This window comes from Streptococcus sp. k-378, assembly GCF_013277505.1.
Lineage (GTDB): Bacteria > Bacillota > Bacilli > Lactobacillales > Streptococcaceae > Streptococcus > Streptococcus pseudopneumoniae.
The window spans coordinates 15,024-27,395 of record NZ_VMNC01000045.1; the positions used below are offsets into that span (position 1 = coordinate 15,024).

At 39.5% G+C, this 12,372-nt stretch carries 14 protein-coding genes; 1 reads left to right on the plus strand and 13 read right to left on the minus strand.

Features of this window, described 5'->3' with window-relative positions; all coding sequences use genetic code 11:
• Positions 1 to 184: 184 nt before the first annotated feature.
• The gene (locus HT719_RS05405) at positions 185 to 1,114 is read right to left on the minus strand and encodes a U32 family peptidase (protein WP_172928496.1); all 930 of its coding nucleotides are present in this window, start codon (positions 1,112 to 1,114) and stop codon (positions 185 to 187) included.
• Between the two features lie 139 nt (positions 1,115 to 1,253).
• Here HT719_RS05405 and HT719_RS05410 point away from each other — a divergent pair, with 139 nt between their 5' ends.
• Entirely contained in the window at positions 1,254 to 1,541 is a 288-nt protein-coding gene (locus tag HT719_RS05410) for a DUF3270 domain-containing protein (RefSeq protein WP_023933508.1), read from the plus strand.
• 169 nt (positions 1,542 to 1,710) lie between these two features.
• Here HT719_RS05410 and ciaH read toward each other — a convergent pair whose 3' ends face one another.
• The 12 genes from ciaH to HT719_RS05470 form a co-directional block, all read right to left on the minus strand.
• A complete protein-coding gene (ciaH, locus tag HT719_RS05415) occupies positions 1,711 to 3,045 on the minus strand; it encodes a two-component system sensor histidine kinase CiaH (RefSeq protein WP_000491804.1) in 1,335 nt (444 codons plus the stop codon).
• On the minus strand, positions 3,035 to 3,709 hold the full coding sequence (ciaR, locus tag HT719_RS05420) for a two-component system response regulator CiaR (RefSeq protein ID WP_000590626.1): 675 nt from the start codon (positions 3,707 to 3,709) through the stop codon (positions 3,035 to 3,037). The genes ciaH and ciaR overlap by 11 nt, the downstream gene beginning before the upstream one ends.
• A 108-nt stretch (positions 3,710 to 3,817) precedes the next feature.
• On the minus strand, positions 3,818 to 6,364 hold the full coding sequence (locus tag HT719_RS05425; RefSeq protein WP_001149095.1) for a M1 family metallopeptidase: 2,547 nt from the start codon (positions 6,362 to 6,364) through the stop codon (positions 3,818 to 3,820).
• 122 nt (positions 6,365 to 6,486) lie between these two features.
• Positions 6,487 to 6,927 carry an ASCH domain-containing protein gene (locus HT719_RS05430; RefSeq protein WP_172928490.1) on the minus strand — a complete coding sequence of 147 codons (441 nt, stop codon included), beginning with the start codon at positions 6,925 to 6,927 and terminating at the stop codon, positions 6,487 to 6,489.
• Positions 6,902 to 7,771: a putative PEP-binding protein gene (locus HT719_RS05435; protein WP_172928491.1), complete on the minus strand. Its 870-nt coding sequence runs from the start codon at positions 7,769 to 7,771 to the stop codon at positions 6,902 to 6,904. The genes HT719_RS05430 and HT719_RS05435 overlap by 26 nt, the downstream gene beginning before the upstream one ends.
• Positions 7,772 to 7,812: 41 nt before the next feature.
• Entirely contained in the window at positions 7,813 to 8,541 is a 729-nt protein-coding gene (locus HT719_RS05440; RefSeq protein WP_172928493.1) for a GNAT family N-acetyltransferase, read from the minus strand.
• Positions 8,542 to 8,548: 7 nt separating this feature from the next.
• A complete protein-coding gene (locus HT719_RS05445; RefSeq protein WP_119943542.1) occupies positions 8,549 to 9,028 on the minus strand; it encodes an NUDIX hydrolase in 480 nt (159 codons plus the stop codon).
• A gap of 9 nt (positions 9,029 to 9,037) precedes the next feature.
• Entirely contained in the window at positions 9,038 to 9,736 is a 699-nt protein-coding gene (locus HT719_RS05450) for a 3-oxoacyl-ACP reductase (protein ID WP_119943540.1), read from the minus strand.
• Positions 9,729 to 9,965, minus strand: coding sequence for a DUF2829 domain-containing protein (locus HT719_RS05455; protein WP_000141913.1), 237 nt, complete (start codon positions 9,963 to 9,965; stop codon positions 9,729 to 9,731). Before HT719_RS05455 ends, HT719_RS05450 begins: the two co-directional genes overlap by 8 nt.
• A gap of 99 nt (positions 9,966 to 10,064) precedes the next feature.
• On the minus strand, positions 10,065 to 10,991 hold the full coding sequence (locus HT719_RS05460; protein ID WP_001269443.1) for an aldo/keto reductase family oxidoreductase: 927 nt from the start codon (positions 10,989 to 10,991) through the stop codon (positions 10,065 to 10,067).
• A gap of 72 nt (positions 10,992 to 11,063) precedes the next feature.
• On the minus strand, positions 11,064 to 11,879 hold the full coding sequence (locus HT719_RS05465) for a hypothetical protein (protein ID WP_172928494.1): 816 nt from the start codon (positions 11,877 to 11,879) through the stop codon (positions 11,064 to 11,066).
• Between the two features lie 3 nt (positions 11,880 to 11,882).
• Positions 11,883 to 12,203: a PadR family transcriptional regulator gene (locus HT719_RS05470; RefSeq protein ID WP_000665417.1), complete on the minus strand. Its 321-nt coding sequence runs from the start codon at positions 12,201 to 12,203 to the stop codon at positions 11,883 to 11,885.
• Between the last annotated feature and the right edge of the window lie 169 nt (positions 12,204 to 12,372).

Here is a 12,372-nt window from a genome sequence, read left to right on the forward strand (position 1 = left end):
CAAAAAAAGGGCCATTTGGCACCTGCAAACATGGGATAATTTTCAAACTCAAGAACACTACTTGTCTTAAAAATCCCAGCAAACAGAGCATCCTAGCCTACTTATTTTTTTGAAAATATTGGAGAATAAGAAAAATTGAGAGAAGAAATGTTTGCATTTTCCTTCTCTCAACGAATCATTTGCTTTATTTAACCATATCAGGATCGTAATCATAAAATCCTATATCAAGGAAACGGTTTTTAGGGTGAAGTTTACGAACTTCTTCATCCAGCAAGAAGGCTTGGTCATGGCTAAAGTTACCCTCTTGGATCAAGCTACGCGCTTGGATAAAGAGTTTTGCAATCTCAACAAAGTTCTGACCAGGTGTATAGAGACCTTCTAATTTCCAGTGAGTAAAACCATGCTCCACCAATTCTGTTAATTTGGTCATCAAATCAAGGTCATTGTTGGCAAAGATGTGGGTCCCATGATTGTCTTCAAAAATGGAATAGTGGCTCTCAGGATCACTTGGCTCAGCCAAAAAAAGGTCACGCTTGCGAGTCTTTTCATCATCGATATGCGTAAAGTTATAGTAGTTTTGCAAGAGCGGACGTTTAGAATGATGGATGACACTAGCACCGTAAACCAAAACTTCAGCAGGAATTTCTAAAATCTCGGGCATTTTGAAGAGTTCAGCAGATGGAATTTCACGCGCCAAAACAGCCTCAGATGCGCCAGCCTTTTGTCCCCAGAAGTTAATCTGACGACTGCTAGTTACCATAGTCGAAGCATCGTAGATGGTCTTAAATGAATAACCATCGCGGTTGACTACGTAAAAGACACCTGCATCCCCAATCGTAATGTAGTCTGTCTTAATTTCTTCCAAAAAGTCTAAGAAAGGCTTGATACGATCCATCATATCTTGGTGCATGAGAGCATTGACCGCAACGATCAATTCCTTACCAGCATCATGAACCAACTTAGCGATTTCACGTAATTGGCCATAACTAAAGGTCGTTGGCAGACGAAGGCCAAAATCTTTCTCACCGACATAGATACGGTCTACGCCAGCTTCGAGTAGTTGTTCGACTTGTTCAATACTTTCAGCAGTTGCTGTAATGATAATCTTTTCGATAGGAAAAACTATACCACATTTCTAGCAAATCAGCCATGCTTTGAAAATGAAAAGGGACTTTATTCTTTTTGTAACCTTTCTGTAATAATTCTCTGCCGAAAAAATGATAAAATAGGTATGTACTGTTAAGGAGAGAATCATGCCCGTAAGAAAATTACAATCCTATGAGGTAGACTATCAAGAAGAATTAAACCAGCAACTTCCTCATTATCAAGCTTATGCACCTGAAGCACAAGCTGATAGCAATCTCAAAGAAATTTTATTTTTTGTTAATATCGCTGTTTTTTGTATCTGTATTGCTATCTTTAGTTTTATCTTTTTAGCATTAAAATTATCAACTGCTCTTGCCTTTGCCGCAGCAATCGGATCCAGCTTACTTGTTTTAAAAGTTCAACGGTCTATTATCAAACGAAAACGTAGAAAATAAATCCAAAAGAGTCTGGGACAAAAGGATTTTGATTTTAGGAATTCTTTATTATAAGTTTTTAAAATCGATAGATTAGACAAAAAAGCGAACAAAACAGAATTCTGAGTGTCAGATAACTTGTTTTGTTCGCTTTTTATATTTAAGGTTAGACTTTTGCCCCAGACTCTTTTTATTTTTTCTTTTTCGATGGTGTGTGGATGGCAATCTTCACTTCAAAGATTGTTCCCTTGGGTTTATTATCTTTAACAGTAATGGTTCCTTTAAGCGCATCTACAATTTGCTTGGCCAGAGATAATCCTAAACCGAAACCACCTTTTTGACGAGTTCTAGCCTTGTCCACTCGATAAAAACGATCAAAAATTTTCTTTTTATCTTCTGTCGAAATACCGACTCCATTATCAGAAACCAGTAAATACAGATTACGATCGGTCGCCGAGATAAGAAAATCAATTTCACCATCCTCTTCAGTATACTTGACAGCATTATCAAATAGGATAGTCATCAACTGCTTCAAGAGAAGCTGGTCTGTGACAATCGGACGATGGATACGATTTTCAAAACGGAAGACACGATCATTTTCCGAAGCAATCATCTCATAGTTTGTGAAAGTCGTATTGAAAAAACTAGTTGGAACTTCTGCAAGCTCCGGCTTAATCCCATCATCTCTCCGAGCTAAGTTCAGCAAGTTTGTCGTCAAAAAACGCATATTTCGGACTTCTTCCAAACTCGATGCAATACTTTCGCTCACATCCATAATGGTAGCTTCTGGCTTACGGAAAAGGGTCTCTAAGCGATTTTGCAAAACTGCAAGTGGAGTCCGTAACTCATGACTGGCATTTTCCACAAAGGACTGCTGCTTCTGCATGCTCTCAAGCAGGGGTCGAACACTAACCCGAGCTAGATAAAGACTTGCAAGCAAAGACAAAATCCAGAAACTTACCATCACAACGACAATCAATTGCTCATGCTTTTGACTGGCCTGCTCCAACTGACTGGTATTTATCAAGACAGCAGCATACTTGATATTGGTTGAAACCGAACTGATATTGGTTTCCATCAAAATCATGCGATAGATTTCTTCCTGCCCATAGCTATTAAAAACCTGAATCTGGTAGATATGGCCTAGTTCTTTTTTCTCTAACCTAATCTTATCCAAGCCCAAAAATCGATTTCCAGAAAGAAGTTGAGTAAAGTCCTTATCAAAGAGAATGACTTCCGTATTGGAACTGACATTAGGTTTTATTTCTACTTTACTAGCGTCCGCCCTAGCATTTTCTAAATCTTTAATCTCTTCTGTTGCCCTATTCACTGCCAGTTGAATAACTGCTTGAGGATTTTCACTTAGTACGTGGAGCTTATCATCCACTGAAGTATAGAGACTCGAGTGCATGACCTGTAAAATAATCAGAGTCATGGTAGAGAAAATCAGAGTGAAGACACCAAAGTTGCGGATAAAATAACTAAAATCATCCGCATACCATGTTTTTTTTAGTTTACTGAACATCTTTTAAAATATACCCAACACTGCGCAAGGTTTGCAAATTATCTGCAAAAGTGGTTCCTTTTAATTTCTTACGGACTTTTGAAACATAAACTTCGACAACTGAAATCGTTGTGTCACTATCAAATCCCCATAGACGATCAAAAATCTGCGTCTTAGGCAAAATAACATTTTGATTTTGAAGGAAATAAACTAGTAAATCGAACTCTTTCCCCAGCAATTCGACTGGAGTATCTTCAACCTTAACGGTATTTGTTGATAAATTGATGAGAATATCTCCATAAGATAGCGTATTTTCATTAAACTTGCCTGAACGTTTGAGAAGGGCCTGAATCCGCATTTTGAGTTCTTCTAGGTAGAAAGGCTTGGTCAGATAATCATCCGCTCCCAGTTCAAATCCATGTCCCTTGTCATCCAAACTTTCCTTGGCGGTCATGATCAGAACTGGTGTCGTAATTCCCTTTTCACGCAATTCTTTTAAGACTTGGAAACCATTTTTTTCTGGCAACATCAAATCGAGCAAAATCAAGTCATAGACACCACTTTCAGCTTCGTAGAGACCTTCTTCACCATCAAATACCTGCATAACATCCGCAAAATCGTCTAAAAAGTCAAATACTGAATTTGACAGACCTAGGTCATCCTCAACCAATAAGATTTTTATCATGAGAAACTCCTCCTTATTAAAACCATTATACCAAATTTGCCTTAAAAAAAACTCAACTCTCTGCATTTTACATGAGATAGCTGAGTTTTCTTTTTATTTTAGGCTTATTTATGCATTTCCGTATTGAAGAACAACTGCTTCGACTGCAGCTTTTTCACGGTTAATCAAGTCAACACGCGCTGCAATTTCCTTGATTCCCATGCCGATGTTACGGCTAAGAGCAAGGTCAGAAAGTTGTGGCTCAAAGAATTCCTTGTACTCTGCCAAGCGTTGCTGAGTCTTAAATACATGAGCAGGAAGGATAACAAAGCTATCAAAGCTCATATCTCCACCAAGGGCTGCCTTAATCCAAGCCCAGTTTTCACGCGCCCAAGACCAAGCTGTTTTCTGAGTTGCTTGATGAGCTAGGAATTGGTAATACCAAGCAGACAAGTCCTGTGGTTTGACCACAAATTTGTCCTTCCAAGCAGCAATCAAGTTTTGGATATTATCCGCATCTGTACTGTATGCAAGAGCTGCTGCCAACTGGCGTTTAAAGACAGCATCTGTTGCGTGAGTATAAGTATCAAGATAAAGTGCTAACAAGTCTTTAGTCTCATGATGTTTCATCTCATTAATCAGAACTTGTGAGCGAATAGCTGCTGGGAGTCCTGCAAGATTCTCCTTGTGTGTTGCGAAGATTTGGCTAGCGACTTGACTAGCTTCTGCATCATTTGAGCGAATCATCATCGAAACAGCCAGCTGACGAACCAATTCATCCTCATCTGATTCTCCGTCTTTAGCTTCAAAACCAAGACGGTCATAATTATGACGAGCCAATTTAGCAACCAGTCCTTTGAAGGCTGTTTCAGCATCCGTTCCTTCATCAATAAAGCGCTCAAGGGCTGAAATCACTTGAGAAACAGCTGAAACCACCAGATAAGACTCTTCCTTAGCAAGTTTATCAAGAACTGGAAGCAAGTCTGCATAAGAAATGTGCCCTGCCTCAGCCAACAAACGACGTTCTTGAACAATTTGCAGTTTGCTTGTGTTATCAAGTGTCTCTAGCTCAGCAAGAACAGCTTCTAACAAGTCTCCTTGATAGTCGGTAATATAGTGGGCAGTATTTTCAGTGTTGAGACGAAGAGCTCCTTCATTTTCAGCAAGAAGAGCTGCGTAGCCAGGGATTTCGATACTTTCAGTTTCGAGTGTATCAGGCAAGCCTTTCCAGTTGCTATTGAGTGGCACCACCCAGAGACGGTTCTTGTCTTCGTTCTCACCGATGAAGAATTGTTTTTGTGAAATCTTCAAGACATCATTTTCAACTTTGACAGTAAGAACTGGGTAACCAGGCTGTTCCAACCAAGAATCCATGAAGGCTGCGACATCACGTCCTGACGCTTGACCAAGGGCATCCCAAAGGTCACTACCAATGGTGTTGCTGTATTGGTGTTTTTCAAAGTAGGCGTGCAAACCTTTAGCAAAATCAGCATCTCCTAGCCAACGGCGAAGCATGTGCATGAGACGGCTTCCTTTGGCATAGACGATAGCGCCGTCAAAGAGTGTATTGATTTCATCTGGATGTTTAACTTCGACGTGGACAGACTGAACGCCATCAGTAGCGTCACGTTCAAGAGCAAGAGGTACTCCACCTGTTTGGAAATCTTCAAAGATATTCCAGCTTGGTTCGATGGTATCCACACAGACGTATTCCATCATATTAGCGAAACTTTCATTGAGCCAAAGGTCATCCCACCATTTCATAGTCACGAGGTTCCCAAACCATTGGTGAGCCAATTCATGGGCCACAACAAGGGCAACTTGTTGACGGCTAGCAAATGTAGAGTTCTCATCGACAACCAAGTAAACTTCACGGTAGGTCACCAGACCCCAGTTTTCCATAGCACCAGCTGAGAAGTCAGGAAGGGCGATGTGGAGAGATTGAGGAATTGGGTACTTAACTCCATAGTAATCTTCGTAAAACTCGATAGAGCGAACAGCGATATCCAGTGAGAAATCAAGATTTGAAAGTGGATGTGCTTTGGTTGAGTAGACACCTACCAGGGTACCATTTTTAGTTTTAGCGGTCACCCCTTGCAAATCACCAGCAACAAAGGCCAACAAGTAAGAAGACATGCGAGGTGTTGTCTCAAACTTCCAGATACCTGTTTCCTTACGGTTTTCAACATCGATTTCTGGCATGTTTGACAAGGCCAATTCACCTTCTGCTTGGTCAAAGCGAAGAGAGAGGTCAAAAGTTGCTTTGGCTTCAGGCTCATCCACACATGGGAAAGCTTCGCGCGCAAAATGGCTCTCGAACTGAGTAGACAAGACCTCCTTCTTGACTCCATCAACTGTATAATAAGAAGGGTAAATCCCTGTCATGTTGTCTGTAATTTTACCAGAAAAGGCAAGAACCAATTCAACTTGACCAGCCTCAGCCAATTCGATATGAAGGGCTTCATTGTCATGGTCAACTGTAAATGGACGAGCTTGACCTGCAACTTCTACAGAGGTGATTTCCAAATCTTTTTGGTGGAGGGAGATGCAGTCACTCTGTGCTTGACCAGTGATGGTCACTTTCCCAGAAAAAGTCTTGGTCTCACGACTCAAATCTAAAAATAAATCATAATGTTCAGGAACAAATTGCTTAATAAAATGTTCAACTGCTTGCATAGTTTTCTCCTATTCTAAGTTTAAGAGCTGCTGCTCTTCTTCAAACAAACTTATTATATCATATTTTGCTTGAGAAAAAAGGATTGGACAGCGATTTCCAAAACTTTCTTCCGTCTAGCAGTCTACAGGGGGTAGACCTTGCGAAATTCTTCTAAAACAACTTTGCTGTCAGGTGTAAAATTCTGTCCTGCCTCCCTCATCCACTCTGTGAAAAAGTCCTCATGAACCTGACGCCAATAGGCTAGGGATTTGTCACCTTCCCCTTCCTTAAAGGCATGATCAGCAGAAACTTGATTGAAGGGCTGGACAGAAACCTTTGTAATTTCAACAATACAGACAGCCTGATTTTGACTATCTAAAATGACATCAAAAGTTCCTTCTTGAGGAAGAGACTCGTCTTCTAGTGCATAGAGATCGTAGGCTGATGCTGTTGCAGTCTTTTCGCCTCTTAAAACCAAATCTGCTAAAAGGTCTGGTTCCACTCCAAAAGACCAAGCATCGATTTCATCTCCGATAGAAGGATTGATTTGTTTGTATTTATTCCACATTTCTTGCGGTGTCATGGGTGCTCCTTTGTAATTTTTTACTTTCTTCTTTTACACGTTTGAGGTGGTCTAGACGGTCAATCTCTAAATTAAAAATCGCTGGAATAGAACTATAGTGGATAATGCACTCAATCCCCATCTGATTCATTTTTTGTATGAAAGAAGTATTCAGATAACCTGCCACAGCAAAGTCAATATTTTTAATCCTTGCTTTATCCTGCATCTGTCTCAGCATATCTAACATTATTGAACTTTCCATATCATGCCATTGACTGTTTCTCACAGTGCCAAAAACAAAGGAAGTCAAATCATTCATTCCAACTACAATCTTTGAAATGCCCGTTTCCAGTATACTAGATAAGTCAAAATACGCTGACGGTAATTCAATCATCGTGCCGACTTTCCCAGTAAAGCCATACTGACGCAATACTGTAATAGCTTGTTTTAATTGGTCGGCATCATTGACAAAAGGAAAGATAAGAGATAGATTGGGATTGGTTTGATAAACTTCTGTAACGACATGTGCTTCAGCCTGAAATTCATCCAAACACGCCAGTAAACGCCTAGTTCCTCTATATCCAAACAAGGGATGCCCTTCGTCAAAAAACTCTCTAGTCCCCACTAAACAATTGGCTTCTATATTCGTTAATTCAGAAAAACGATACCAAACTTCTTCATCTGAGTACAAGGAGCAAATGGTATCAAGATAATCTTTCACAAATTGCTGACAATTTGCTAATAGGATGTTTTGATTAAGCTCTCTCAATAAGTATTCCCCACGAATCATACCGACGTGGTGCAATAGTTGAGGATAAATTTTTTCAAGAATTTTTTCGCCACTAAGGGCAAGTTGCTTTTTCATAGCCATTCACCTCGTCTTAAAAGATACAATATCATATATAATTATATGAAGCTTTCCTCTAGCTCAAAAGCTTCATAAGGTTCAACTAACTCATATCCTAAAAATTCTGCTACTTTTTTGGAAGCCTCGTTATGAGCATCCCAAAGTGGAAACATATCCCTATTTAAACTCTCTAAAATCATTGCAGCACCAAGCTTTTTAGCAAATCCATTTCCTTGTTCGCTTGGTCTAGTTGCAACTTCCACTTCAACTGCTTCACTGTAAACTAACCCTGAGGAAATCCCAGCAATCAGTTCATTATTTTTAAGAATCACAAAGCCAAATCCACCTTTTAAAACAAAATCCTGATAGGACTCAAAATCCCCCTGTAAATCCTGTGACCATTCTTCCGTAGAAAAGCAGTTATAAATATGATTATTAATAGGCACAATATTGTAATTTTCCTCTAAATGAGTAACTAGATCATTTAGAAATTTAACTTGAAAATTTGCCTTATCTTTAAAAGAATAGCGAGTAAAAGAATTTAGCCCCACTTTCCGATGCAGAAAATCTTGCCAATTAGTATTTTCTGAAATAATAATCTTATAATCTAAACCATATTTTCTAACAAAATCTTCCCAAAATCTGGAATCCAACTCCCCTGCTAGGTATAGAAAATTCCCAACATCATAAAAGCTTGTTGTCCTATCATTGTTTCGGTAGATAGTTCCAATTTGAGATTTAAGACCATAGAGAACCATATTTTTCTTCCATGTTTTAAATAGTTCCATTATCCCTCTACTTCACCTTCCAATTCATGTAAAAAGTCTTGTCCAGTTCTGGAAGTCCTAATAATTCAGACTTAACCTTCAAGACTAATGGCGATACATTTTCTTCTGTAATCTCTTGAATATCCATCCAAATATATCCAAGTGAATCATTCGCACCATCAGACACAGCTTCCGAAGTCGTAACTTGAGGTGCACTCTCATTCATTTCTACATCATACAAGGCCATGACATGGTGAACTATAAAATTTTTTAACTCTTCCCTGACGAAAACATCGTAGATTCGAGGATTAGAGTAGCTTCTAACAGTAAATCCCGTCTCTTCCATAACTTCTCTAGTCAGCGTTTCCGTCAGTCCTTCACCAAGTTGCTGACTGCCTCCAGGTAGATCATACCGATGTTGATAAGGGCCTCTCGTTTTTTCAATGCAGAGTAACTTCCCATTTTCTAAGCAAACAGCGTAGACTCCAAAGTGTCTTTTGACTTCCATCAGATCCTCCTACTTCAAAGACCAGCCGCCATCTATTGTCAAGATTTGTCCTTGCATGGCACTCGCTTTTCCACTTGCTAAGAAAAGGCTAATTTCTGCTATTTCCTCTGGTTCAATCCAGCGCTTGATTGGTGTTTCACTAGCCACCCAGTCAGCTAAGCCTCCTGGCTCAAAATCCGCAGCGGTCATAGCCGTCTTGACTGCTCCTGGAGCGATCCCAAAGACCTGAATCCCAGCTTCAGCATAGTCTAGAGCCAACTGCTTGGTGAAGCCAGCCAAGGCATGCTTGGATGAAGTATAGGCGTGACCACCTCCACCTGCTAGGCTAGAAGCAATGGAACACATATTGATGATGATTCCCTTTTTATTTTCCAGCATTTGTGTCAAATAATACCGAGTCAACTCAACAGGAGTCATGTAGTTGATTTCAAAAATCTCTTGAATGTCCTGCGCCGTTTGTTCCAACAGTGGTTTGTAATCATCCAAAACTCCGGCAGTATTACACAAAACATCCACCTGAGGGCACCAGTCAAAAATAGGTTCCAAGTCCAAGGTCAAATCTCTCTGTAAAAAGTGAAAATCACCCTCTAAGAGTGGCTTTTCACCTTGGTCAACTCCATAAACTTGATAGCCCTTCTCTAAAAAGAGGCGAGCTTGAGCCAATCCGATCCCTGAACTCACTCCTGTAATGAGTACACGTTTAGTCATGCACTTCTACCCAATCCGTTGCCAAAACATCACAAGGTGTCGGACTCCACATGGAAAAACCTTCTCCTTCGCCAGAAACGTTGATTAGGAAGTAGGGCGTCACTTCAAGTGCAACCCCATTTTGCTCGATAGTGTCAAAAAGTTGGACATAGTTTTCAGCACCTCCCCAACCAGTTCGTACATATTTTTTCTTAGCCTTTAACCCAGGCAGGATTTCTTCAAAAGTCATGTTATTCTCCTTTAAAATCAATAATTCTTCCCTTCATTATAACAAAAAAACCGCTTTGCAACGGCTTTTTGACTGTGATTTATTTACATCTGCTTCTACTTACGGCAAATTATTCCCTGCTGCAAGATAAATTTCATACCATTCTTTTCTTGTTAAGCTAAAGTTTGCCGCTTGGCTAACTTCTCTCAAGTGATTAGGATTTGTGGTACCTACGACTGCCTGCATTTTTGCTGGATAACGCAATATCCAAGAAATGGCAATAGTTGAAGGGGTTACTCCATATTTAATAGCTAAACGATCAAGTACTTGATTTAAAGCTTGAAATTTCTCATTTCCAACAAAATTCCCTTTAAAATACCCGAATTGTAAGACAGACCAGGCTTGAATGACCACATCGTGTAATTGGCAATATTCAAAAATGCTGCCATCTCGCATAGCTGCTTGACTATCTTCCATATTAACATGAAAACCTGATTCAAATCCTGGAGTAAAAGCCGCACTCAATTGTAGCTGATTAACAGCTAACGGCTGCTTGACATCTTTTTTAAGTAACTCCATCATCATAGGATTTTGATTAGAAACTCCAAAATCTCGAACCTTACCTTGTTTATAAAGGAGATCAAAGGCTTCTGCTACTTGGTCAGATTCCATCAAAGCATCTGGTCGATGAAGAAGCAAGCTATCTAGATGATCAATCTTCAATCTTTGCAAAATACCGTCAACTGATTTTATAATATAGTCCTTAGAAAAATCAAAATAGGTAAATTCTTCAATGCGAATGCCACATTTGGACTGAATCCACATCTTTTCTCTTAAATCTGGACGATTTTTTAGGACAAGACCTAGCAGTTCTTCACAACGACCACGACCATAAATATCAGCCAAGTCGAAAGCATTGATTCCAACAGAAAGTGCTGTTTCTACAAGCTCTTCAACTTCTTTTACAGACTTATCTTCTATTCTCATCATTCCGAGAACAATTTCTGATAATTCTTTGTCATCTTGACCAAGAGTTATGTATCTCATCAAATTTTTCTCCTTTAATTCTACATTCTTCATTTAATTATAACAAAAAACCGCTTTGCAACGGCTTTTTGACTATATTTCACTCCATTTTATCTTCTTAAACCCACGGAACAAGAGAAAAATTCCAATAAAGAGGACAGCTAAAGGAATAATCTTTGTGAGGAAAACATTTGAAATGCCCATCCACTCATAATAACGGAGCAGAGAACCCACCACAAGATAGGCAACAATCATACTGACAAAGGGACGAAAGACCGCTTCTTTCCAATTCCAAATACTGATGACTAGAGAAAGCGTAAAGACAAGGAAACTATCCCAGGGAGCAGGAAGATAAAATGCTCCTTCTTGTACAAAACTTCCTATTCCTACATATCCCAGAACAACTAGAAGGACAAGAATCCCAACGACAATATAGGTGCCAATTTTCATTTTAGGAGAATCTTGGACTAAGCTCCAACGTAAGATTGTAGCCACAAGCCCAAAGCCAACTAGAAAAAGAAGAAGTTGCCCTAAAAACGTGAGCAAATTGACTGTTAAGAGAGAACCTTTAGAAAAATCGCCTAGTAGTTGATAGTAATGTAATACCGCCAGGACAAGAATTGGTGTTAAAAAGGACTCTTTGACCGAACTACGTGGTGCTTCCTTGAGCATCTCTTTCATTAATTTTTTAGGATTCTTACCTAGATAATCCTCTGCACTCATGCCATCTCGTTCTGCTTCTGAGAAATCTAGCATCATCAAATAGATCTGCTCTCTGAGATAGTCTTCATCATAGAGAAATCCAGCAAGATTAAAACTATCCCACAGTTCCTCAAAATACTGCTGATTGTCCTCAGAAAACTCATGCAACAAATTGTTTGTTTCTTCATAATACTTCATTTTCTTCATGGTTTAACCCCCATTCTTAATCCCTTCTACTTTTTGACTCAAATCGTCCCATTGTTGCCAAAAGACCGAGACACGCTCTTCTCCTTCTTTGGTGAGCGAAAAATACTTCCGATCTGGACCATCTGGCGACGGGCGCATGTCGCCTCTTATCCATTGATTTTTTTCTAACTTTTGCAACAAAGGATAAATAGTTCCTGGAACGATAGTATCAAATTCAGCCTCTCGCAAAGTCTGAACCAACTCATAACCATACCGCTCTTTTTGACCAATCATATCCAAGACACAACCTTCAAGAACACCTTTTAACAGTTGAGTTTCTTTCATCCCTTCTCCCTTCTAATCTATTTTTGTAATACCTACTAGTAGCTTCAGCTATAGTATACCACTTCCACACTAGTTTGTAAAGCATAATAGTTGATACTCTTCGAAAATCTCTTCAAACCACGTCAGCGTCGCCTTACTGTATGTATAGTTACTGACTTCGTCAGTTTCA

Coding starts and splice junctions, on each gene's coding strand:
- HT719_RS05410 (WP_023933508.1), top strand. CDS start 1,254: ATGCCCGTAAGAAAATTACAATCCTATGAGGTAGACTATCAAGAAGAA.
- HT719_RS05435 (WP_172928491.1), bottom strand. CDS start 7,771: ATGAAAAAGCAACTTGCCCTTAGTGGCGAAAAAATTCTTGAAAAAATT.
- HT719_RS05455 (WP_000141913.1), bottom strand. CDS start 9,965: ATGACTTTTGAAGAAATCCTGCCTGGGTTAAAGGCTAAGAAAAAATAT.
- HT719_RS05425 (WP_001149095.1), bottom strand. CDS start 6,364: ATGCAAGCAGTTGAACATTTTATTAAGCAATTTGTTCCTGAACATTAT.
- HT719_RS05440 (WP_172928493.1), bottom strand. CDS start 8,541: ATGGAACTATTTAAAACATGGAAGAAAAATATGGTTCTCTATGGTCTT.
- HT719_RS05450 (WP_119943540.1), bottom strand. CDS start 9,736: ATGACTAAACGTGTACTCATTACAGGAGTGAGTTCAGGGATCGGATTG.
- HT719_RS05470 (WP_000665417.1), bottom strand. CDS start 12,203: ATGAAAGAAACTCAACTGTTAAAAGGTGTTCTTGAAGGTTGTGTCTTG.
- HT719_RS05460 (WP_001269443.1), bottom strand. CDS start 10,991: ATGAGATACATAACTCTTGGTCAAGATGACAAAGAATTATCAGAAATT.
- HT719_RS05465 (WP_172928494.1), bottom strand. CDS start 11,879: ATGAAGAAAATGAAGTATTATGAAGAAACAAACAATTTGTTGCATGAG.
- HT719_RS05430 (WP_172928490.1), bottom strand. CDS start 6,927: ATGACACCGCAAGAAATGTGGAATAAATACAAACAAATCAATCCTTCT.
- ciaR (WP_000590626.1), bottom strand. CDS start 3,709: ATGATAAAAATCTTATTGGTTGAGGATGACCTAGGTCTGTCAAATTCA.
- ciaH (WP_000491804.1), bottom strand. CDS start 3,045: ATGTTCAGTAAACTAAAAAAAACATGGTATGCGGATGATTTTAGTTAT.
- HT719_RS05445 (WP_119943542.1), bottom strand. CDS start 9,028: ATGGAAGTCAAAAGACACTTTGGAGTCTACGCTGTTTGCTTAGAAAAT.